Raw genomic sequence first — 20,938 nt, 5'->3', positions numbered from 1 at the left:
AGGCATGATTTTCACGACGACGAACACAGTAGAAGGCCGCGAGATCGACACGTACCTGCGGGTCATCGCCGGCGAGACGGTTTCCGGCATCAATTTCTTGAAGGACTTCGGCGCGGGCATCCGCAACATCACTGGCGGGCGCTCCGCCGGCTACGAGGAAGAGGCCGTGCGGGCCCGCGAGTCCGCCCTGAACGAGCTGTGGAACCGCGGCCAGGAGCTGGGCGCGGACGCGGTGATCGGCATCGCCTTCGACTACACGGTGCTGGGCACGTCCAACAACATGCTGATGGTCACGGCCTCGGGCACCGCGGTGACGCTGAAACCCCAGCGGTAGACTGGTCCGCATGGCGGAAATTCTAGTGCCCATTGCGGGCGAGTCCATCAAGATTGGCCAGTTCCTCAAGCTCGCCAGCGCGGTGGCTACCGGCGGCGAGGCCAAGGAGCTCATCGCCGCCGGCGAGGTCACCGTTAACGGTTCGGTGTGCCAGACGCGCGGCGAGAAGATCGTGCCCGGCGACCGGGTGCAGGTAGCCGACGCCGTCTTCGTGGTGGGCCAAGCCGACGACGCGGACGACGACTTTTTCGACGAGGCCACGGCCGATGATGATTTTGACCCCGAGAAGTGGAGGAACCTGTAGATGCCAGCATTCGAGGCCGAGGTAGGCCTGCCCTTCTGGATCGACTTGACCACCGCAGACCATCCGGCCTCGGCGGAGTTTTACCGCTCCGTGCTGGGCTGGGACATCGAGGGCGAGCCGGGCGGTTACCAGACCGTGACGGTCAAGGGGCTGCCGATCGGCGGGTTTATCCCGCAGCCGGAAGGCGCCCAGACCCCGGATACCTGGGTCACGCATTTCCTGTCGGCGGATATCGCGGCCGACTGCGAGCGCGCGGAGCGCCTCGGCGGCAAGGTGATGGCGGATCCGCGCTCCATCGAGCGCGGGCAGATGGCGCTGCTGGTGGATCCCACCGGTGGCCTCTTCGGGCTGATCCAGCCCGCGGCACCCACCAGCTTTACCGCCGGCGGCGAGCCCGGCTGCGCGGTCTGGCACGAGCTGAGCGTCACGCGGGATTTCTCCGCGGCGCTCGACTTCTACGGCGAGCTCTTCGACTGGGAGCTGCGCACCAGCCCGGGCAGCGCAGGGGAGATCGAATACGCCACCGCGGAGGCCGAGGGCGCGGCCTTTGCCGGCTTCTGGAACGCGCAGGGACAGTTCCCGGACCAGGTCAATAGCTTCTGGCAGACCTTCCTGGGAGTCGCGGACCTCGACGCCGCGGTGGAGCAGGCGCAGGCCCACGGCGGGGAGGTCATCCGGCCGGCCGAAGAGTCCCCGTTCGGCCGCATGTGCCTGCTGGCCGATGCCACCGGCGCGACGGTTACCCTGGTCGAGACCCCGCCGGCGCCGGAGGAAGAACCGCGCGAGTCCGACGACGTGCTCAACCTCGGCGGCTAAGTGAAAGAGACGGTCCGCAGCGTCTGCGCGGCCATCCCGGCCGGCAACGTCACCTCCTATGGCGAGGTGGGCAAGGTCGCCGGCGTAGGCGCCCGCTACGTCGGCTGGTTCTTGAGCCGGCATGGCGCGCAGTTGCCGTGGTGGCGCGTGGTGCGCGCCGACGGCACCTGCCACGATCCGGACCGCGCGCGGGCCCACTGGCAGGCGGAAGGAATCGCGTTTTCCGCAGGTAGAGTGGATATGCGGCAGTGCGGTATCGCCGCTGAAGAATTACAGTCCATCTGGCAAAGGGGTTGAGTGTTTGCGCGCTGGGTTTTTCCTCCTGCTGGCGATTGCCAGCGAGGTGGTCGCCACCTTAGGACTGAAAATAGCCCTGGATCATCCGTGGGTCTACGCGGTGGTGGTGGCCGGCTACGCGGCGGCCTTCGCGCTGCTGCATAGGGTCCTCAAGCTGGGCATGGCCATCGGGGTGGCCTACGGCATGTGGGCCGCCGGCGGGGTAGTGGCCACCGCCGCGCTGTCGGCGGTGTTGTTCGGGGAGATGCTGACCTGGTTGAAGATTACCGGAATGGCGCTCATCGTGGCCGGCGTCGCCTGCGTGGAGATGGGCGCCAGGCCGCGCCCGCAACCGGCCCCCGTGGAGGTGGGTACCGTATGAGCTGGGCGTATATCATCCTCGCGGTGCTCTGCGAGGTCGCCGGCACGATGAGCCTGCGGATGTCCGCGGTGCGCGGCGGGCGCTGGTGGCTGTTGGCCGTCATCGCGGGCTACCTCGCGGCCTATGTCTTTTTGTCCCTGGCCCTGCTGGAGGGAATGGCCCTAGGCGTGGCCTACGGGATCTGGTCCGCGGTAGGCGTGGCGTTGACGGCGGTGCTGTCCTTCCTCTTTTTCAAAGAGCCTTTCACCTGGCTGAAATCCCTGGGCGTGGCGCTGATTATCGGCGGGGTGCTGCTCGTGGAGATGGGTTCTTAAGCAACCCTGTATTTCCCGCCGGCCGCGTATTAATATCAGGGCATGCGCTATTCCGTCCCCTGCGCTGCGGTGATTATCGCAGCGATCGCCAGCCCCGCCGTCGCCCACGCCGCGCCGTCTTTGACAGGTGTGCCGGAGCGCACCCAGGTCACGGTCCGGCACGCCAGCGGCTGGAGCATCGCCACGCCGAACGCCAACGAGTCCCGGCCGGCGCTGTCGCTGGCCAAGCTGTACCTGGGCTACTGGGTGCTCAAGCACGGCGCCGCGGCGGACAAGGCGCAGGTGGAAGAGATGATCCGGGTCAGCCACGACGGCATCGCCACGGACCTAGACGCCCGCTACCCGCAGGCCATCGACGGCGTGGCCCGCCAGTTCCGCCTGCATGCCACGCACCGCAACGGCTACTGGGGCAACTCCGTGACGTCGACGGAAAACATGGCCAGGTTCATCGACGCCATCCACGGCGACCCGGCGGCGGCGCCGCTGTTTCGGGGCATGAACACTGCTGCGCCGGTGGCGGCCGACGGCTACCGCCAGGACTTCGGCACCGCCACGTTGCCGGGCATGGAAGGCACGAAATTCGGCTGGTCCGACAGCCGACACATCCACGCTAGCGTTTCCCACGGGCACGGTTTCACCGTCGCAGCGCACACCTTCGGCACGGCCGGCGAGCACACCGCCGACGTGCGCCGCGTGGAACCGGCCGCGCAGGCGTGCGGGGCCGTCAACCGGGCGGTAGCGCAGATGGGGTCGTCGCGAGTCTGCTAACTCGCCTAAGCTGGGTGGGTATGAAAGACCTTTACCAGTTTGTCAATGGACCTTGGCTCGACGCACACGTCATCCCGGACGATCGCGGCGTGGACGGTACGTTCCACGGCCTGCGCGATGAGGCCGAGGAGATGGTGCACGAGATCGTGCAAAGCGATGACTCCCGCCCGGGCGCGCTTTACGCCTCCTTCATGGACGTCGACGGCGTCAACGGCGCCGGCCTCGCCCCGTTGGATAAGGACCTAGACCGCCTGGCCGTCGAGGACATGGACGCCCTGGCGGAAGTCCTGGGCCAGCTCGAGCGCGAGGGCGTGGGCGCCCCGGTGACCTTCTGGGTGGAAAAGGATTCCGGCTCCGAGGACGCCGTCCCTTACCTCATCCAGTCGGGCCTGGGCCTGCCGGACGAGGCCTACTACCGCGAGGAGGCGCACGCGGACACCCTGCGCGCCTACACCGAGCACGTGGCGCAGATGCTGGGCTTTTTGGATCCGGCCCGCCTCTTCGGTCTGGGCGCGGAGGTCGCCGCGCAGCGCGTGGTGCAGTTGGAGACCGACATCGCCGCCGGCCACTGGGACGTGGTCGCCACCCGCAACGCGGTGGAGACCTACAACCCGGTTGAGCTAAAGGACGTGCCCCGCGTGGCGCAGACCATCGTGCGCGCCGGGGGAATCAAGGACGGCCGCGTGGTCTCCATGATGCCGTCCTACTTCGACCACCTGGCCGGCCTGTTTACCGAGGACCGGATCGCCGACTGGCAGCTGTGGGCCACCTGGCACATCCTGCTCTCCCGCGCCGCCCTGCTGCCGGAGAAGGTGGGGGCGAAGAACTTCGAGTTCTACGGCACCCGCCTGTCCGGGGCCACCCAGCAGCGCGACCGCTGGAAGCGCGCGGTGGGCCTGGCGGAGAGCTTCGTGGGGCAGGAGATCGGCCGCGCCTTCGTGGACAAGCACTTCCCGGCCTCCTCCAAGCGGGAGATGGACGAGCTGGTGGACTACCTGATTGCCGCCTACCGCGAGCGGATTAGCACCCTGGAGTGGATGACCCCGGCCACCCGCGAGCGGGCGCTGGAGAAGCTGGGCCAGTTCAAGGCGAAGATCGGCTACCCGGATACCTGGCGCGACTACGGGGACTTAAGCTTTAGCCCCGCGGGCGCCGACCTGGTGGACAACGCGCGGCGCGGCGCGGCCTTCTCCCACGACTACGAGCTGTCCAAGGTGGGCAAGCCGGCCGACCGCGACGAGTGGGTCACCACCCCGCAGACCGTGAACGCTTTCTACAACCCGGTGGTCAACGACATCACCTTCCCGGCGGCCATCCTGCGCCCGCCGTTCTACAACCCGGAGGCGGACGCCGCGGAGAACTTCGGCGCTATCGGCGCGGTCATCGGCCACGAGATCGGCCACGGCTTCGACGACCAGGGCTCGCAGTACGACGGCCTGGGCAACCTGAACTCCTGGTGGACGGATGAGGACCGCGCCGCGTTTGAGAAGCTCACCGCCCAGCTGGTGGAGCAGTTCGACGGCCAGGTGCCCACGGTGCTCAAGGACAACGGGATCGAGTCCTCCGGCGTCAACGGCAAGTTCACCCTGGGGGAGAACATCGGCGACCTGGGCGGCCTGGGCATCGCCGTGGTGGCCTACCAAAACTACTGCCGCGACAAGGGCATCGATCCGCACGAGAAACTCGCCCCCTTCGAGGTCGATGGCGCCGAGCCGGAGCTCTACGAGCAGAACTACTCCGGCCTGCAGCGCCTGTTCCTGGCCTGGGCGCGAGTCTGGCGTACCGCCATCCGCCCGGAGATGGCCACCCAGTACCTGGCCATTGATCCGCACTCCCCGGCGGAGTTCCGCTGTAACCTGATCGCCGCCAACGTCGCGGAGCTCTACGAAGCCTTCGACGTGCCGGCCGATTCCCCGATGTACGTCGCCCCCGAGCAGCGCGTGACCATCTGGTAGTTATGAGCACTCCGGATAACGCGCGCCCCCTGGACGAGGGCCAAGAATGGTTCATCGGCGGCCAGGACCGGCAGCTGGACGACGACGCCCAGCTCGAACAGCTGGCCTCCTATATCGACGCCCACTACGAGCTGCCGGACTTCACCCCGCCGTGGAAGGGCGGGGCGGGGGATCCGGCCCCGGCGGACAACTACTGCGCTCAGCTGCCCGACCGCGTCACCCACGCGGCCATGATGGTCCTGGGCACCGGGGTGGACCACAGCCTGCCGGGCGTGGCTTTTACCCGCGACGTGGAGCAGACCGACCTGCCCGAGCTCCCCGCCTGCCAGTTCTTCTCCACCCAGGAGACCGCGCATTCGGGCACCTGGGTGGTCAGCCTGCACTCGGGCGGCTGGTGGCGCGGTTCCGGTAGCGCCCTGGACATGCAGTGGCGCCCGGAGGTCGCCGCCGCGGTCGGGCTGAGCGGGGCTCACGCGGTGGACCTGGACTACCCGCTGGCGCCGCAACACTCGGTCGGGCAGATGCTCGAGGCGGTAGCCAAGGCGGTCGAGTACTGCCGCGACCAGGGCGCGGACAAGGTCGTGGTCTGGGGTTATTCCTCCGGCGCCGCACTGGCCGCACTCGCCGCCCCGCTTGCCGATGCCCTCGTGCTCACCTTCCCGGACTTCGGCGCCCTGGCGGCCCTGCCGGACGAGCTGCGCGCAGGGCACGAGCTCCCCGACCCGGAGAGCTGGCCGTCAACCTTCCTCCAGCTCGCCCGCCAGGACGAGGTCGCCGCCCACCCGGACGTTAAAGGCAGCCACATCACCACCCGGGACTACGCCGGGCGGCACCGCTTCCAGACCCCGACTGTCATGCGTCAGCGCATCCGTGACGTTGCGGAGTTCCTCCGCGGGTTGAGCTAACGCAATTAGCTTTCCTGGGTAGCAGGTGCGACATCCATGGTCCGACCATAGAGTTTCACCTGCTTCGCGTTGTTCGGGATGACGAAGGCCCGGTAGATGCGGGACTTCTCGCCCCCGTGCCGGATGACGAACCAATCTTCCGCGCCGTCCGTGGCCATCTGGCAGTCGACGGCGAAGTCGGCTTCCTGGGTGAAGCCCTCGTCGTCGATGATCTCCGGACCCTCGAGCATCGCGCCATTAGCGCTCATGGGGTTGTCCAGCTTCTGGACGTCGAATTCTCCCCACACCTGCAGGTATTGCTTGCCCGAGGCGAGATCGTCCTGCTCGGGAACCCCGTAGGTGCCGTAGTGGCACTCCTCGCCCACGGTGGCGTCGGTGATGGTGAGATAGGCCTCGTTGTCGGGCAGCGAGGAGGTCTCGAAGGGAGTGCCAAACTCGATTGTCTGGGACTCGTTGGTTGGGGCCTTTGTGGTACTGGGCGCTGCGGCGGAGATCGTCTCCCTTGCGTTGTCTGTTTGCTCCCCGCTAGTGCAGGCAGCAGCGCTAAGGGCCGTGGCGGACAGTAGAACAAGGGTGAAGACTCTCTTCATGGTTCCTCCCTAGATGAGACAGTAAAGATGAAAAGAGTGTAGAAAAAGCGCTGGACACCCGGGCGTTTTACTTCGAAACAGTTTTCGATAGCAAATTCATGCCTCTGCTACGCTGGCCCTTGTTCATTGACCCAGCCACAGCAGGAGGACAGCACATGACCCCATATTTCAACGCCTTACTCGCCTTCATGGTGGTCTTTTCCATCGGTGGGGTTGCCTTCGATGGGTTTGCTTCCGTGGAGCGCTCGGTGGTGCTCGTGGCGGTATCCTACGCTGCGGCCATGGGGGTTTATGTCCTGACTAAGCGTTTCCAGAAATAACCCGCCTCAGCCGGGGTTTTAGCTGAGGCGGGTGCGGAGGGCTATGCCTCGCCCTCGGGGCGGACGTTCATCTCGGAGTTCTTCCACCAGCCGGAGCGGGTGATGTCTTCCAGATTGATGTCGGCCTTGTCCGGGGCGATGCCCTCGGAGTTGGTGCGCAACTCGTATTTGTAGATGGAGCCCCAGTCGCGGTCCCAATCGTTGTTGAGGTAGCTGGGGATTTCGTAGGAGTAGTTCACGGCCTCCGAAGTGGACATGGCGCCGCCGCCGCTGAAGGACTGGAAGTCGGTCAGGGAGGTCTGCGCCGGAGCGTCCGGCAGGATGCGGAATTCCGGAATCTCGGTCACGCCGGCGTAGTGGTCGAAGGTGCGCTGGCAGGGGAACTGCAAGGCGGTGGACCAGTCCAGCAGGGCCGGGCGGGAGCTGTCGAAGCGCGAGGTCATACTGGTCAGCTCCGGCACGCGGGGCGGGGTCACGGCGACCCAGTCGTCCTCGTTAGTGGAGTCGTCCACGGCGACGATGCGCACGACGTTGGCCTCGTCCGGGATGTCGGCCAGCGGGTAGCGCAGGTTGCGCCACTTCGGGGTGGCGCCGACGTCCATCATCTCAACCTCGCCGGTGTTGGAGACGCGCCCGGTCTCGTCCGCGGTGCCGTATTCGAGGGTGACGTCCATGCCCTCCTGCTCCACGCCGTTGACGTCGTGGTGGTGGATCTTGCCGGCCACGCCGACGGTGATCAGCGGGGAGTTTTCCTTCTCCTCCGGCAGGTTAAACCACTTGGTGGTCAGCTTCGCGGTCGAGTTCTGGCCCGCGTTGTAGGAGCCTAAGACCGGCACCTGGTGGTAGTCGAAGTTGAACGGCAGGTGCTTGACCGAGCCGTTGACGCCCGTGGTGTCGCGGGAACCGCCCTCGGAGGCGCCGGATTCCTCGGCCGCCTTGCTGGCGGAGTCCTTGTGGCTGGAGTCCTCGGAGTCGTCGGAACCGGTAGCGTCCGAGTCGGAGACGTCCCCGCCGGCGGAACGGTTGCCGCCGGAGGTGGCGGAACCGGCCGAGCCGGAGTCACCGATAGCGCCGACCGACGCGGAGTTCTGCGCCTCCGGCTCGATATCCTCCGGGATGCCGTTGGGGTCGAAACCGTAGTTGTCCTTGTCCGGATCGGTTAAGGAGTCACCCAAGTCGCCGTCTATCGGGGCCAGGAAGGCGTCGTTGGTATTGGTCTCGATCATGGCTTCATCCGACAGCGAGCAGGTCTTGCCCGCCAGGGCCTGGGTGTTGCCCTTGCCCACGCTGTAGGCCGGGTACTGGTCGACATAGGCCTTGGCGAAGGAGGCCACGGAGATACCCACGATGAACGCGCAGGCCAGCGCGATAGGCGCCGACATGACCCCGGCCCAGCGGGACACCCGGGCGGCCTCTTGGCGTGCGAATTCGTCGGTGGCGCCGGCGGCCTCGGCCTTCGCCTTGCGCGAGTTGTGGCGGAAGGACTGCCAGATGCCTATGCCTACGAGGATCAGCCCGATGGCCAGCAGCACGGTGTTGGCCTCGATGGCCCGGAACTGGATGGTGCGGTCCCACCACGGCACGCCGAAGGCGGAGACATACCACCAGGCATTCCAGCCGGCGGTGGAAAAGGCCAGCAGAATTACCACAGCGGCCAGGGAGAAGGTCCTCGCCCGCGGCGACTTCAGCGCGATCTGGGACAAGACCACCGCACCGAGCGCGGCGATGACGCCGGCCACCCCGGCGTAGATGCCGAAGTGGTGGGTCCACTTGGTCGGGGTGAACAGCAGGAAGAACATGGACATGGCCACGATGAGCAACAGGCGCCGGGTGATGTCCTGCGGCGCGCCCGCCACGCGGTGGTCCTTGATGTAGGCGTAGATGATGAGCACCAGGCAGAACAGCATGGTGAACATGGCGAAGCGGCGGGTCATGGAGCCGTCCACGGACTGCTGGAACAGCGTGGAGTAGCGCACGTACTCGGAGTACCACGGCAGCGCCGGGCCGACCTCGGAGCGCACGCGGATGGACTCCATCACCGCGGCTAGGGTCTGGTCGCCGAAGACGGCCACGAAGATCGCCGTGCCGGAGGCCAGGAAGGGAGCGATCATGCTCAGCCAGCCGGTGGCCCCGCCGCCCAGCAGCGGCAGGCGCTCGCGCATGATCTTGAATAGCTGCGGCAGGCAGACCAGGAAAACGCCGACGGCGAACAGGCCGGTCGGGCCCGCGCCCAGGGTCAGCGTGGCGGCGATGGTGCCCACGGCCGCGGGCAGCAGGCGGCGCGTGGCGATGGCGCGCTCAAAGGAGGCCCAGGTGAAAATCACGCCGAGCGCGATGACCGGTTCCGGGCGGACACCGTTGTTGTACGGCAGCCAGAAAGCCAGGAACATCAACGCCGCGGTCCAGTGGGCCACGCGGCGCGAGTCAATCAGCTCGCCGAAGCGGGGGAGCAGTTCGCGCGAGAGGATGAACCAGATGAGAAACGCGGAGACCAGCGCGGGCAGGCGCATGAAGACCGAGGTCGCGGAAATCTGGGACAGGAAGGCCACCAGGTCGTAGTACGGGGAACCGAACGGTGACTCCGGCACGCCGTACCAGCGGTAGTAGTTGGCCATGTAGTCCGCGTTCTCCGAGACCCGCCCCATGGTCAGGATGAAGCCGTCATCGGAGGTGTTGGCGCCGAAGATATGCCAGAAGACCAGCACCGCGGCGACCACACCGTCCAGCGGGCGGATCTTCTTCCAGGACTCCGGCATGAAGCCCGGGCGCTTGCCGTCCAAGCGGTCGATGCGCCACAGCGTGAACAGGCTGACCAGCACCATCGCGAGGCCGCCCCACATGGCCAACGACTTGATCAGGGTGGGCGAAGAGGTAAACCGCGAGTTGATCTCGACCTGGACGTCGAGCCCGTCCGCGCGCAGCTGGGCGAGGTTTTCCGGGGTGTCTTCGATCTCCGAGTAGGCGCCGGTGACCTGCGGGCGCAGGTCGTCGTCATCGATCGACTGGGAGAACGGGCCCACCTTGACGGTGGTCTCGTCCTCGGTCGAGGAGATGTGGATGACGTCCTTGTCGTCCAGGCGCTCCATCTGATCCGGGGTCAGGGAGAGCACGACCTCGTTCAGGGAGCTGACCGACAGGCCGAAGTCGCCCGCGTTGACGAAGAGGCCGCGGTCGGTGGCCTCCTTGGAGGAGGCCGGCAGCGTGCCGAAGAGCTGGGTCTGCCCCTCGCGCAGTTGGTCGATAGCGGAGACCGGGATATCGGCCTCCAGCTGTTCCGGCGCCAAGGAAATGAGCGGCGCGTTGACCGAGTTCAGCGAGTCGTCGCTGGGCCAGCTGAACGAGGACTGGACCTGGTTGACCGGCAGCAGCGGCGTGGCGATAAACAGCACGAAGCCCACCAGGCCCGCCACGATGGCGCTAAGACGGAGCCACCCGGGGGCGGGGGAGCCGTGGCTGGTGGGTTCGGCTGGCGTATACGGAGTTGCGAGGCTATCTGACACGGCGAATAGTTTACGGCACCGCGGCTAAAACTCCATGTCGCGGCATACCTTCCGCCGGCTAATCCGTGCGGACGGCGACCACGAAGGGGCCGACCTGTTCCATCGCCCAGTGCGCCTCGTCGAAGACCTCGGAGTCGAAGAAGACGGCCCGGTAGCGCACGTTCGGCTGGTTCGGGTAGATGTCCTCGGCCAGGTGGGTCTTGAAGCCGTCGGCGGAGTCTTCCAGGCTGCCGCGGAAGAGCATGGCGTCCGGCCCGCGCCAGGGGGCCGAGTCCAGGGCGTCGAGGAACTCCTCCGGGGTCTGGTCCCAGGAGTCGTTGGCCCAGGTCTCGATCTGCTCGTTGCGGGCGTCGAACTGGCCCAGCGGGTTGGCGTAGTGCGAGGTGAAGGCGTTAAAGCCCCAGTAGGGGTGGTAGGCCATGAACAGCTTTTCGTCGGTGAGCATCACGGATTCGTTGGGCACTACCCCGTGGTCTTCCAGGAAGCGCTGGATCTCCTGGTAGTGGCCGGAGGAGTCGCTGGTGTAGCGGTCGGCGCGCTCGCCGTAGCCGTCGGTGTCCGTGTAGGCGTGATCGATGGCGGACTCGTTTTCCTCGGGAATGCGCTGGGCGTAAAAGACCCCGCCCAGCACTAACACGGCCATGAACGCGGCGGTGATGCGGCGGTTGGTGGCGGGGCTAAAGCCCTGCGGCCAGAGCTTGTCGATGCCGTGCATGCGCACCTCGGCCAGCGCCAGGACGCCGGCGGTGGCCATGATGAGGACCACGAGGATTTCCAGGCGGAAGCCGAGCAGCGTGCTGCCCAGCAGGGTCAGCACCATCGATGCCGCGATCCACAGGTAGGCGCCGCCGAGCGCCCAGCCCAGGGTCCGGATGTCGCGGTTGTTCTGGCGCAGGAACAGGTACACCAGGCCGATGAGGCAGAGCAGCCCGATGATGGTCGGGGCCAGGAAGGGCACCGGGATCTGCGTGCCCTCTTCCGGCAGGTAGTGCTGCGCGGTGGAGTTGATGGGGACATCGGAGCGCAGCACGCCGAGGACGTACGGGCCCCAGCAGATGGCGGCCAGGGCCAGCGAGCCGACTCCGATGCAGATCAGGCGCACGATGGGCTCCCAGCGCCGCTCCAGCACCGCGGTAATGATGGCCACGAAGCTGACGACGGTCAGGGAGATCGCGCCGGTGAACAGGGTGTAGAAGGAGGCCGAAGCGCCCAGGAAGAGCGCCAGGCCTAGCGTGGACAGCCAGGAGCCGTGGAAGGCCCGGGAGCACAGGAAGGCCGCCGCCGGCACGCCCATCGCGATGACGGCGGAATAGGGCTCTTCGGCGGCAATGGTCAGCGTCACGGCCGTGGTGGTCAGCGCGATAGCGGTGGCTACGGGCAGGGAGCCGACCAGGCGCTGCCACAGAGGCACCAGGAGGCACCCGCACATGGCCAGGGAGATTAGCGCCCAGGGCTGGAAGACCTCCCAGCCGGGAATGCCCAGCACGTTGGCCAGGCGCCCGCCCAACCAGAACCAGCCCATCGGGTAGAAGGTGGGCAGATCCAGGTAGTTCATGTCCGCGTGCGTGGCGGTATCCGCCATCCGCGTCAGGAACTGCGTGCGGAAGACCTGGTCGACCTGGATGCCGGCCAGCCACAGGCGGCTGGCCGACAGCGGCAAGCCGATGGAGGACAGCACCAGCAGCGCCGGGGAAAGGTAGGACACGACGGTGGTCAGCCAGGCGCGCCAGCGCGGGCGCGGGCCGGCCGAGTGCTCGTCCCGGATCCAGAAAAACAGCAGGACGCCTACCACCACCAGCGTGGCGACAATACCTACCGTGGCCAACGCGCGCGTGACCATCGAGGTCGAAAACGCCGGCAGGGACACCGAGCGGAAGACTGCCCAGCCGGCCAGGGTGACCAGCCCGCCGCCCAGCGCGGCGAGCAGGATGGCCAGCAGCGCCGGCCCACGGCCGAGCTCATCGCGGTGATCGCCGAACTGGGACAGCGGCCGGGCGGAGGCAGGTGCGGAAGGAGTTGTCACGGTGGACTCAGTGGACATGCTCTCTAGTTTCTCATATAGCGCGGCTCGTTCCTCATAGCGCACGCTGCGAACGGGGATACTGGACGAGGCTGCGTACGTCGCTATACAGCACCAGGGATCTTAGGTACGGTGATACGCGGTTACCGTGATCAGAACTAGAGAGAAACTATGAAGCGAGGATACGCAGTCGCAGCGGCGGGCGCGGTCGCGGCGGTGGCTATCGCCGTCCCCGTGGTCGGCCAGTCCTTTGGCGAAGATGAGTCGGAGTCGGTGCCCGCCCAGAAGGTGGGAGTGACCGTCGAATGCGCGGTGGAAGGCCCGGGAGCGGCCGGTGACACGCGCGTTGTGGGCACGGTGATTGGCAACGGCCAGACAGAAAAAGAGGCCCAGCGCGATGCGGGCCTCTACGTCAGCCGTTTCGGCGATGCCGAGGAACAGGAATGTCGCCAGCTGCCCCGGAACGAAAGCTCCGGGGCCTATGACTCAACCGGCGAACCGATTTAGAACGGCAGCTTCCGGAAAACCGGCTGCGGGATGAACTTGAAGGCCAAGCTCACGTACTTGAACAGCGGGTGGACGAAGATGGACTGCTTGCCGTCGAGGACCGCCTGCACGGTGTCCTTCGCGACGTCGGAGACGTTGACGGTCAGCGGGGCATCGCCAGCTTCGGCGGACATGCGGGTGCGGACCTGGCCGGGGCGGACCACCAGCACGTTGACGCCGTCGCCGCGCAGGGCCTCGCCCAGGTTGACGTAGAAGCCGTCCAGGCCGGCCTTGGAGGCGCCGTAGACGAAGTTGGAGCGGCGCACGCGCATGCCGGCCACCGAGGACAGCGCCACGATGGTGCCGTGGCCCTGCGCCTTGAACCGCTCGCCCAGCAGCACGCCGACGGAGACCGGCGCGGTGTAGTTGACCTGGGCAGAAGCCACGGCCTTGGCCTGGTCCTGCCACAGCTGTTCCTGATCGCCCAGGGTGCCGAAGGAAACGATGGCGACGTCGACGTCGCCGCGGGCGAAGGCGGCATCGATAACCGCCGGGTGGGAGTCGAAGTCGGTGGCGTCGAATTCGATGACCTCCACGTCCGCGCCCTTGTGGGCCAGCTCCGCGCGGGCGGCCTCCAAGTGCTGGGAGCCCGGGCGGGCCGCCAGGGTGACCTTGGCCGGGCCGCGGTCCAGGAATTCTTCGACGATGCCCAGGCCGATTTCGCTGGTGCCGCCGAGCAGGAGAATGTGTTGTGCTTGGCCTACTGCGTTAAGCATGAGTGTCCTTTCTTAGTGCAGCTCGAGGCGCCGCGACATATCGGAGGCAAAGACGCCGGTCGGGTCGATTTCGTTGCGGGTTTTCAGCCAGCCCTCCAGGCCGGGGTACATGCGGTGGAAGTTCTCCGCCGAGGTACGCGACTCCTTGGCCAGGTAGAGGCGGCCGCCGAATTCCATAACGCGGCGGTCCAGGTCGTCCAGGAAGGAGCCCAGGCCCTCGCGGATGGGGAAGTCCACGCAGACGTTCCAGCCCGGCATCGGGTAGGACAGCGGCGCGCGGTTGCCTTCGCCGAAGAGCTTGAAGACGTTCAGCGCGGAGTAGTGGCCGGAACGCTGCATGTCCCGGATGATCTCCTTGAACGGCTCGACCGCGTCCATGGGGACCACGAACTGGTACTGCAAAAAGCCCTTGGAGCCGTAGCCGCGGTTCCATTCGCCGATGAGATCCAGCGGCTGGTAGAACTGCGTGAGGTTCTTGACCTGGTTCCGGGCGGGAGCGCCCATCAGGTAGTAGGCCTCACCGATGGCGGACAGCGTCAGCTTGTTCATGGTCCAGGACGGGAAGATGTCCGGCACGGTCATCAGCTGCGGCGCGTTGAACTTCAGCGGATCCTGCGCCAGCTTCGGCGCGAATTCCTTGAGCTGGTCCAGCGTGGCCAGGCTGCCGCGGGAGATGGTGGAGCGGCCCAGCTTCGGCTCCGGGGAGATGACGTCGAACCAGGCGGAGGAGTAGGTGTAGTTCTTCTCCGAGCCGTCCGAGTGGAAGGCGATGGTCTCTTCCAGGTTCTCGGTGCGGTCCGTGTCCGCGATGAAGTAGGCGGTCTCCGTCTTGGTCATGCGGATCTGCGCGCGCAGGATGATGCCGGTCAGGCCCATGCCGCCGACGGTGGCCCAGAACAGGGTGCCGTCCGGGTCATCGGAGCTGCCCTCCGGCTCCAGGTGGAGCACGCGGCCGTCGGCCACCAGCAGTTCCATGGAGACCACGTGGTCACCGAAGGAGCCGGCGGAGTGGTGGTTCTTGCCGTGGATGTCCGGGCCGATGGCGCCGCCGATGGTCACCTGGCGGGTGCCCGGCAGGACCGGGACCCACAGGCCGAACGGCAGGGCGGCCTTCATCAGCTGGTCCAGGGTGACGCCGCCGTCGACGTCCACGATGGCGCTGTCAGGATCGATGGAATGGATCTGGTTCAGTGCCTGCATGTCGATGACGAGGCCGCCACCGTTTTGGGCCGGGTCGCCGTAGGAGCGGCCCATGCCGCGGGCGATGACGCCGCGGCGCAGGTGCTGCGGGGCGTCGGCGTTGGCGTCCGCAACCTGTGCGACCGCGTTCTTGATGACATCTACATCCGGGGTGGACAGCACGTGCGCGGTGGTCGGCGAGGTGCGGCCCCAGCCGTGGAGAGACTTCTCAGTGGTGTGTAATTCCATCTTTCAACTCTTTGCTTGACGGATAGTTCAATGCCCTAGCCTACCTAGTGCCGATCGGTATAGGTGTGAAAGCCAGCGCGGCGAGTTCGTGATATTCGGAACAAAACGGGCAGTACAACCGTATTATTTGTGCCCGGTTTCTATCTTTTCGGGAAGGAAGCCTAGAGATCCATGAGCTCGCGGATCTCGGCGGGAAGCTCCTCCTGGGCGCAGATGACCGGGCCGTCGTAGGCCTTGATGATCTCCATGACCCGGGTGCGGGAGGCCGAGTCCAACATCGGCAGCTCCTGGGCCATCAGCCGCGTCATGAACCCGTCGAAGGGAAGGTTGGTGTGCTCGGTGGCCAGAAAGTGGCCGTGGCGGTGGTCGTCTTCGTGGGTCTGGTCTTTCGCCGCCTGCTGCGCCGGGGTGAGGTGTTGCGGATCCGAAGAATACATGCGCCCAATTCTAGCCCTGCCTACAGTGGTGTCATGACTTCTACCGACCGCGAACGGACCGAAACCACGGTCAGCGCAGACAATACTGACAACTACGCCCTGGATGACACGCTCGCCGGAAGGATCGCCCAATCGGCGATCATCGGCGTGGTGACTTCCTACCCGGACTGGATCAAAAACCGCACCGTGCTCATCGGCGCCTACGCCCTGTCCGCCGCCGGCTTTTTGGGCCTGGTGGGCTACCTGAACGCCCAGGACGAAGACGACGAGGAGTTCGGCCAGGTCCCGGACGACGCCCCGACCCTGCCCGCGTGGTCCATCGTGGCCGGCGTGGCGGTCTTCGCCCTCGGCGCGGCGCTGGACATCGCGGTCACCCGCCGGGTGGTCGGCTGGCTGCGCAAGCGCGGGGTCAGCAAGCCGTGGACGCTGCTGGGGGCCATCGGGGCGGGGTTGACCTTCGTGGTCAGCGAGGCAGAGGCCCGGGAGATCGCCCGCCGCGCGGATTAAGGTCCGTCTCAACTGGGGCAACGGTTAGCTAGCGGCGAAAGCGCTACGCTGGGGCCTATGTCAGAGATGGCCAGCGTCACCGATATCCGCGCCGCCCGCGGCCGCGGGGATCAGCTGGTGCGCCTTGCGCGCGAGCCGCTGACCGTCATCTGCCAGGTCTCCAACGTGCGCGCCGACGCGGAGGTCCACCGCCAGATCGGGCTGAACGACGCCCTGTCCTTCCACGACCTCCACGACGTCCTCACCGTCTGCTTCGACCTGCCGGACGAGGACTCGCCCTGGCACTTCTTCGAGCACCACGACGCCCGCGGCAAGCGCATCGATCCCACCCACCAGGTCTCGGAGTTCCTGTGGCGCGTGGGCTCGCAGGTGGACTACACCTGGGGGCTGTGGGACTTTTCCCTGGTGGTCGCCGATATTTACCCGCGCGACGCGGGATCGCCCCGGGCGCTGTGCGTGGGCGGATCGGGTTCCTTCCCGGGCTCGAGCTTCAACCTAACCGCGGTCAATGCGGCGCTGACCGGGCAGGACACCATCGACGAGGTCCTGGAGCTGGTCACCGACGAGGTGCGCCAGATAGTCGAGCGCACCCGGCTTTATGATTTCGTGCCGCTGCTGCAGGCGCTCGACTTGGAGCGCGAGGGGGATATCAGCCCCCAGGCGCAGCGGGTGCTGGCGAGCCTGCCGCGGGAGGTGACCTCCCAGGGCAAGGACGCCTTCTGGTCGACGGTGCTGGGGCTGGCCTGCCTGTCCGGGCCCGAGGTCACCGACAGCGTCATCGAGACCACCATGAACGCCCTGGGCTGGGTCGATGACGACGGCTCCGAGCTCGCCGCCGACCAGGCCCGCCACGAGTGCGAGGCCTCGCTGAGCGCCCTGGCGGAGATTGGCGGGCTGGGGGAGAAGAAGGCCTCCCCGGTCGAGCGCCTGGATATCTACCGCGCGCTGCTGCGGCGCTGATCATCAAGGCCGCGGGGCGCAGGCGGTAGGCTAGTGACCCGTGAATGACATGCCGGAGAATACCGAAGTCCAACGCGGATCCCTGAAACAGCAGCTGGGGCGCTTCATCGCGGTGGGCGTTTTCACCGCTGCCTTGGACTACGGGCTGACCATGCTGCTAATCGCGCTCGGCCTGCACCGCTCCGCGGCCAAGGCCATCGGCTGGGTCTTCGGCACCATCGCCGCCTACATGGCGAACGCGCGCTGGACGTTCGGCGCGCAGGTGACCGGTCGCACCGCCGCGACGGTGGCGGTGCTCTATGGCTGCACCTTCGCGGTGCAAAACCTGTTGTTCTGGCTGCTCAACTCGCCGCTGATGGCGCTGGGCCTGGACGGCGCGGTCAAAAACACCGTGGCCTTCGTCATCGCCCAGGGCGTGGCGACGGTGACCAACTTCGTCGTCCAGCGAGTATTCGTGTTCAAGTAGGCAAGTAGCGGAGAAACTAGTGGCGGAGCAAGCAGACCTATCGAAGATGGCGGGGCGGTTGTCCCAGTCGAACTCGCTGCGCGCCCAATCCACCAAGTTTATTATCACCGGCGCCATCTCCGCGGTCGTGGACTTGGGTCTGACCTGGCTGCTGCAGATCGCCCTCGGCGTGCTGGGGGAGACCGGGGCGCGCTCCGTCGGCTTCGTCGTGGGCACGCTCACGGCCTACCTGCTCAACCGCAAGTGGACGTTCAACGCGCGCCCCAGCCTGCGGCGCCTGCTGGCGGTGGCCGCCACCTACGCGCTGACCTTCCTGGTCAACATCACGCTCTACCGCTGGGGCTTTGGCTTCCTCGACCACGACCTCGACTGGCCGTCCACCCCGGCGCTGGTGGTGGCCTACGCCGTCTCCCAGGGCCTGGCCACCTTCGTGAACTTCTGGGTCCAGCGCTGGATCATCTTCCGCTCCACGCGCAAGAGCTTTGAGGTGGACTAGGCGCTAGCTACTAGGGCTTTAACGCTAATTCTTAGGCCGGCGGAAGTCCTCGGTGCGGCCGCGGTTGTGCAGCTTTAACCACTCGATGAAGCCGGCCGGGTCGCGGCGCTGGATGAGGAAGAACCAGCCGAAGCGGGCGAATTCCTGCGGCAGCAGCTTGCGCATGCCGCGCTGCCACAGCAGGTAGCCGCGGTTGCGGTAGGTGAAAAAGCGCTTGAACTCGCCTTCCGGGTACTGGGTGTGCATCCGCCCGCCCAAAATCGGCTTGAACTCGTCCGAGCCGTCCGGGTGCAGGTAGGCGCAGTTCAGTGCGGTGCCGAAGGGCAGGCCCGAGCCGACCAGCCGGCGGTGGTACTCGACCTCGTCGCCGCGGATGAACAGGCGGTAGTCCGGCACGCCGATGACCTCCATCGCCTTGGCGGAGATCAGCGCGCCGTTGAACAGGCTGGCGATGCCGGGCAAAAAGTCGCCCTCCAGCTCGTCCAGGCGGCGGCGCCAGACCAGGCCCTGGCGCAGCGGGAAGGCCAGGCGCTGCGGGTCGTCGATGTTGCAGACCGCCGGGGAGACCTCCGCCAGGTGGTGGGCCTCGGCCACGCGGTAGAGGGTTTCCAGCACGGAGTGGTCGGCCGGCCGGCCGTCGTCGTCGGCGCACCAGATGGCGTCCGCGCCCAGGGATAGCGCGGTCAAAAAGCCCAGCGCGAAGCCGCCGGCCCCGCCCAGGTTGGTCTCCGAGGGCACGTAGACCGCGCGCTCGCCCGCCAGTTCCTCGAGGGAGTCGCGCACGGCGTCCTCCGCGCCGTTGTCCACCACGATCACCCAGTCGACCGGGTGGGTCTGGTTGACCACCTGATCCAGCGAAAGGCGCAGCAGTTTGGCGCGCTGGTGGGTGACGATGACGGCGGCGGTGGTGCCGGAGGAATGCAAGGTGGCAGTCATGCGCTCTATTGTGCCACCGGCGGGGCGCCGGCCCGGCTACTGACACCCAGCGGAACTAGGATTGCGCGTCCTCGTTTTCGAAGCGCTTGCGCAGGTCGCGGACGTATTCGCCCACTTCGGGGCCTTCGTAGTCGGCCACCACGTCGGCGACCTCGCCGGCCGAGCGGATCTCGCCGTGGTCGATCCACAGGGCGGTGTTGCACAGCTGCGCCAAGAAGTCGTTGGAGTGGGACGCGAAGACCAGGATGCCGGAGCGCTTGACCAGCTCCTCCAAGCGGACGCGGGCCTTGGCCATGAAGGCGGCATCGACGGCGCCGATGCCCTCGTCCAGCAGGAGGATCTCCGGCTCGATGGAGGTGACCACGCCAAGGGCCAGGCGCACGCGCATGCCGGTGGAGTAGGTGCGCAGCGGCATGGACAGGTAGTCGCCCAGCTCGGAGAACTCCGCGATCTCGTCCATCTTCTTTTTCATCTGCTTGATGGTCTGGCCCAGGAACAGGCCGCGGATGATGATGTTGTCGTAGCCGGAGACCTCCGGGTCCATGCCCACGCCCAGATCGAAGACGGGCGCGACGAGGCCGCGCACGTCGGAAGAGCCGCGGGTGGGCTCGTAGATGCCGGACAGGAGGCGCAGCAGCGTGGACTTGCCGGCGCCGTTGTGGCCGACCAGGCCGACGCGGTCGCCCTCCCGCAGGTGCAGGTTGATGTCCTTGAGGGCCTCGACCACCACGGTGTTGTCCGAGTTCTTGCCGATGGCGCCGCCGGCGGAGGAGAGCACTGCCTTCTTTAGGGAGCGGGACTTCGCGTCGAAGATGGGGAAGTCCACGCAGGCGTTGTAAGTATCGATAGAAACCATAGTTGGTGCTCCTTCTAGACCCAGTAGCTCACGCGGAAGCGCCACTTGCGCATGGCCAGACCGGCGATGAACAGGCCGGCGATAGTGCAGCCGATGACGATCCACCAGTGGTAGGCGGCCACCGGCTCACCGATCATCGGGGCGCGCACGACCTCCAGGTAGTGGTACAGCGGGTTGATCTCCGCGATGCGGGCGCGGTCCGCCACGGCGCCGCCCTGGTCCTTCAGGGTGTTGGTCATCCAGACGATCGGCGTGACGTAGAACAGCAGCTGGGTCAGCGCCTCCAGCAGCGGGGCCACGTCGCGGAAGCGGGTGGCAATAATGCCGAAGAACATCGCTACCCACACGCCGTTGACCAGCAGCAAGAACAGGCCCGGGATGAACAGGAAGAACTCCCAGCCCAGGTGGCGGGGGAAGATGAGGATGAGCAGCAGCCAGATGATCATGTTGTGGCCCAGAAACAGCGTCTGCCGCCAGACCAGGCGGTAGACGTGCACCGACAGCGGGGCGGGCAGCTGCTTGATGAGCCCCTCGTTGTCGATGAAGATGGTGGAGCCTTCCTTGATGGCCCCGGAGATGAAGTTCCACATAATCAGGCCCACGGTGACGTGGGGGAGGAACTCCGCGACCGGGATCTGGAACAGCATGGAGTACAAAAGGCCGAGCGCCGCGGCCATCACGCCCGTGGCGATGGTGATCCACAGCGGGCCCAGCACCGAGCGGCGGTAGCGCTGCTTGATGTCCTGCAGGCCCAACATGAACCACAGTTCGCGCTGCTTGGCGCCTTGGATGAGATCGCCGAAAGCGGCGCTGAACGTCATGGACTTCGACTCCGGGGCGCCGCCGTCCGGAGTAGCCGTCATGCGCGCTACGTCTTCCTGCAGCTTATTTTCGTCTTGCACGTGAAATACCCTATCGCGCTGAAGGGCAAAAGTGGGTCTTGCCGCCCGAGAGTTAACGCACAACTGGCCAAATTACCGGCCGGCTCCGCACGCCTCCAGCGCAGCTAATGGCGGCATAAAGATGGTGAATATATACCTAATAACAGAGCGGAATAGCCGATCCTGGGCATTTCAGTATTGTGGTGAAGTGGCGTATAAAGTGGG

The 20,938-nt window shown here is 66.4% G+C and carries 24 protein-coding genes; 15 read left to right on the top strand and 9 right to left on the bottom strand.

What is annotated here, in order from left to right:
- Positions 1-4: 4 nt before the first annotated feature.
- Genes VVR85_RS08940 through VVR85_RS08900 form a run of 9 tightly spaced genes read left to right on the top strand, consistent with a single transcriptional unit; the run spans position 5 to position 6,054 of the window.
- Complete coding sequence (locus VVR85_RS08940; RefSeq protein WP_070768555.1) at positions 5-334, top strand: YbjQ family protein; 330 nt, start codon at positions 5-7, stop codon at positions 332-334.
- Positions 335-344: 10 nt separating this feature from the next.
- Positions 345-638, top strand: a complete 294-nt coding sequence (locus VVR85_RS08935; protein WP_368520556.1) for an RNA-binding S4 domain-containing protein — start codon at positions 345-347, stop codon at positions 636-638.
- A complete protein-coding gene (locus VVR85_RS08930; RefSeq protein ID WP_368520555.1) occupies positions 639-1,454 on the top strand; it encodes a VOC family protein in 816 nt (271 codons plus the stop codon).
- Positions 1,455-1,751 (top strand): MGMT family protein, encoded by a 297-nt coding sequence (locus VVR85_RS08925; RefSeq protein ID WP_290224161.1) that lies wholly within the window; start codon positions 1,455-1,457, stop codon positions 1,749-1,751.
- Between the two features lie 4 nt (positions 1,752-1,755).
- A complete protein-coding gene (locus VVR85_RS08920) occupies positions 1,756-2,112 on the top strand; it encodes a multidrug efflux SMR transporter (RefSeq protein WP_368520554.1) in 357 nt (118 codons plus the stop codon).
- Complete coding sequence (locus VVR85_RS08915) at positions 2,109-2,426, top strand: multidrug efflux SMR transporter (RefSeq protein WP_368520553.1); 318 nt, start codon at positions 2,109-2,111, stop codon at positions 2,424-2,426. Before VVR85_RS08920 ends, VVR85_RS08915 begins: the two co-directional genes overlap by 4 nt.
- Positions 2,427-2,468: 42 nt before the next feature.
- Positions 2,469-3,194, top strand: a complete 726-nt coding sequence (locus VVR85_RS08910; RefSeq protein WP_368520552.1) for a hypothetical protein — start codon at positions 2,469-2,471, stop codon at positions 3,192-3,194.
- Between the two features lie 20 nt (positions 3,195-3,214).
- Complete coding sequence (locus VVR85_RS08905; protein ID WP_368520551.1) at positions 3,215-5,149, top strand: M13 family metallopeptidase; 1,935 nt, start codon at positions 3,215-3,217, stop codon at positions 5,147-5,149.
- Positions 5,150-5,151: 2 nt separating this feature from the next.
- Positions 5,152-6,054, top strand: coding sequence for an alpha/beta hydrolase (locus tag VVR85_RS08900; protein WP_368520550.1), 903 nt, complete (start codon positions 5,152-5,154; stop codon positions 6,052-6,054).
- Between the two features lie 5 nt (positions 6,055-6,059).
- Here the strand turns inward: VVR85_RS08900 and VVR85_RS08895 are convergent, their stop codons facing one another.
- The gene (locus VVR85_RS08895) at positions 6,060-6,644 is read right to left on the bottom strand and encodes a hypothetical protein (protein WP_368520549.1); all 585 of its coding nucleotides are present in this window, start codon (positions 6,642-6,644) and stop codon (positions 6,060-6,062) included.
- A 155-nt stretch (positions 6,645-6,799) separates the two neighbouring features.
- Here VVR85_RS08895 and VVR85_RS08890 point away from each other — a divergent pair, with 155 nt between their 5' ends.
- The gene (locus VVR85_RS08890) at positions 6,800-6,964 is read left to right on the top strand and encodes a hypothetical protein (RefSeq protein WP_368520548.1); all 165 of its coding nucleotides are present in this window, start codon (positions 6,800-6,802) and stop codon (positions 6,962-6,964) included.
- A 41-nt stretch (positions 6,965-7,005) separates the two neighbouring features.
- On the opposite strand, the gene VVR85_RS08885 is transcribed toward VVR85_RS08890, so the two are convergent.
- Together VVR85_RS08885 and VVR85_RS08880 are read right to left on the bottom strand one after the other, a co-directional pair.
- Complete coding sequence (locus tag VVR85_RS08885; RefSeq protein ID WP_368520547.1) at positions 7,006-10,464, bottom strand: arabinosyltransferase domain-containing protein; 3,459 nt, start codon at positions 10,462-10,464, stop codon at positions 7,006-7,008.
- Positions 10,465-10,522: 58 nt separating this feature from the next.
- On the bottom strand, positions 10,523-12,505 hold the full coding sequence (locus VVR85_RS08880) for a galactan 5-O-arabinofuranosyltransferase (RefSeq protein ID WP_368520546.1): 1,983 nt from the start codon (positions 12,503-12,505) through the stop codon (positions 10,523-10,525).
- A 150-nt stretch (positions 12,506-12,655) separates the two neighbouring features.
- Here VVR85_RS08880 and VVR85_RS08875 point away from each other — a divergent pair, with 150 nt between their 5' ends.
- A complete protein-coding gene (locus VVR85_RS08875) occupies positions 12,656-12,991 on the top strand; it encodes a hypothetical protein (protein ID WP_368520545.1) in 336 nt (111 codons plus the stop codon).
- Here the strand turns inward: VVR85_RS08875 and VVR85_RS08870 are convergent.
- The 3 genes from VVR85_RS08870 to VVR85_RS08860 all read right to left on the bottom strand — a co-directional run bounded on the left by VVR85_RS08870 (position 12,988) and on the right by VVR85_RS08860 (position 15,611).
- The gene (locus VVR85_RS08870) at positions 12,988-13,746 is read right to left on the bottom strand and encodes a decaprenylphospho-beta-D-erythro-pentofuranosid-2-ulose 2-reductase (RefSeq protein WP_368520544.1); all 759 of its coding nucleotides are present in this window, start codon (positions 13,744-13,746) and stop codon (positions 12,988-12,990) included. The genes VVR85_RS08875 and VVR85_RS08870 overlap by 4 nt on opposite strands.
- A gap of 12 nt (positions 13,747-13,758) precedes the next feature.
- On the bottom strand, positions 13,759-15,174 hold the full coding sequence (locus tag VVR85_RS08865; RefSeq protein ID WP_368520543.1) for an FAD-binding protein: 1,416 nt from the start codon (positions 15,172-15,174) through the stop codon (positions 13,759-13,761).
- 161 nt (positions 15,175-15,335) lie between these two features.
- Positions 15,336-15,611 (bottom strand): hypothetical protein, encoded by a 276-nt coding sequence (locus VVR85_RS08860; RefSeq protein WP_368520542.1) that lies wholly within the window; start codon positions 15,609-15,611, stop codon positions 15,336-15,338.
- Positions 15,612-15,644: 33 nt separating this feature from the next.
- On the opposite strand from VVR85_RS08860, the gene VVR85_RS08855 reads away from it, so the two are divergent.
- From VVR85_RS08855 to VVR85_RS08840, 4 genes are read left to right on the top strand one after another with little or no spacing between them, the layout of a single operon-like run.
- Positions 15,645-16,118: a hypothetical protein gene (locus VVR85_RS08855; RefSeq protein WP_368520541.1), complete on the top strand. Its 474-nt coding sequence runs from the start codon at positions 15,645-15,647 to the stop codon at positions 16,116-16,118.
- 57 nt (positions 16,119-16,175) lie between these two features.
- Positions 16,176-17,078, top strand: coding sequence for a hypothetical protein (locus VVR85_RS08850; RefSeq protein ID WP_409338200.1), 903 nt, complete (start codon positions 16,176-16,178; stop codon positions 17,076-17,078).
- Positions 17,079-17,127: 49 nt separating this feature from the next.
- Complete coding sequence (locus VVR85_RS08845) at positions 17,128-17,544, top strand: GtrA family protein (protein WP_368520597.1); 417 nt, start codon at positions 17,128-17,130, stop codon at positions 17,542-17,544.
- Between the two features lie 19 nt (positions 17,545-17,563).
- Positions 17,564-18,040 (top strand): GtrA family protein, encoded by a 477-nt coding sequence (locus tag VVR85_RS08840; RefSeq protein WP_409338199.1) that lies wholly within the window; start codon positions 17,564-17,566, stop codon positions 18,038-18,040.
- 24 nt (positions 18,041-18,064) lie between these two features.
- On the opposite strand, the gene VVR85_RS08835 is transcribed toward VVR85_RS08840, so the two are convergent.
- The 3 genes from VVR85_RS08835 to VVR85_RS08825 are packed head-to-tail and all read right to left on the bottom strand — an operon-like array spanning position 18,065 to position 20,695.
- On the bottom strand, positions 18,065-18,976 hold the full coding sequence (locus VVR85_RS08835; RefSeq protein ID WP_368520540.1) for a glycosyltransferase: 912 nt from the start codon (positions 18,974-18,976) through the stop codon (positions 18,065-18,067).
- 55 nt (positions 18,977-19,031) lie between these two features.
- Entirely contained in the window at positions 19,032-19,832 is an 801-nt protein-coding gene (locus VVR85_RS08830; RefSeq protein ID WP_290224192.1) for an ABC transporter ATP-binding protein, read from the bottom strand.
- A gap of 14 nt (positions 19,833-19,846) precedes the next feature.
- A complete protein-coding gene (locus VVR85_RS08825; protein ID WP_409338202.1) occupies positions 19,847-20,695 on the bottom strand; it encodes an ABC transporter permease in 849 nt (282 codons plus the stop codon).
- Positions 20,696-20,938: the final 243 nt, after the last annotated feature.

Source organism: Corynebacterium sp. LK2590 (assembly GCF_040946105.1).
Lineage (GTDB): Bacteria > Actinomycetota > Actinomycetes > Mycobacteriales > Mycobacteriaceae > Corynebacterium.
This window is presented reverse-complemented; position numbering and strand designations above follow the sequence as displayed.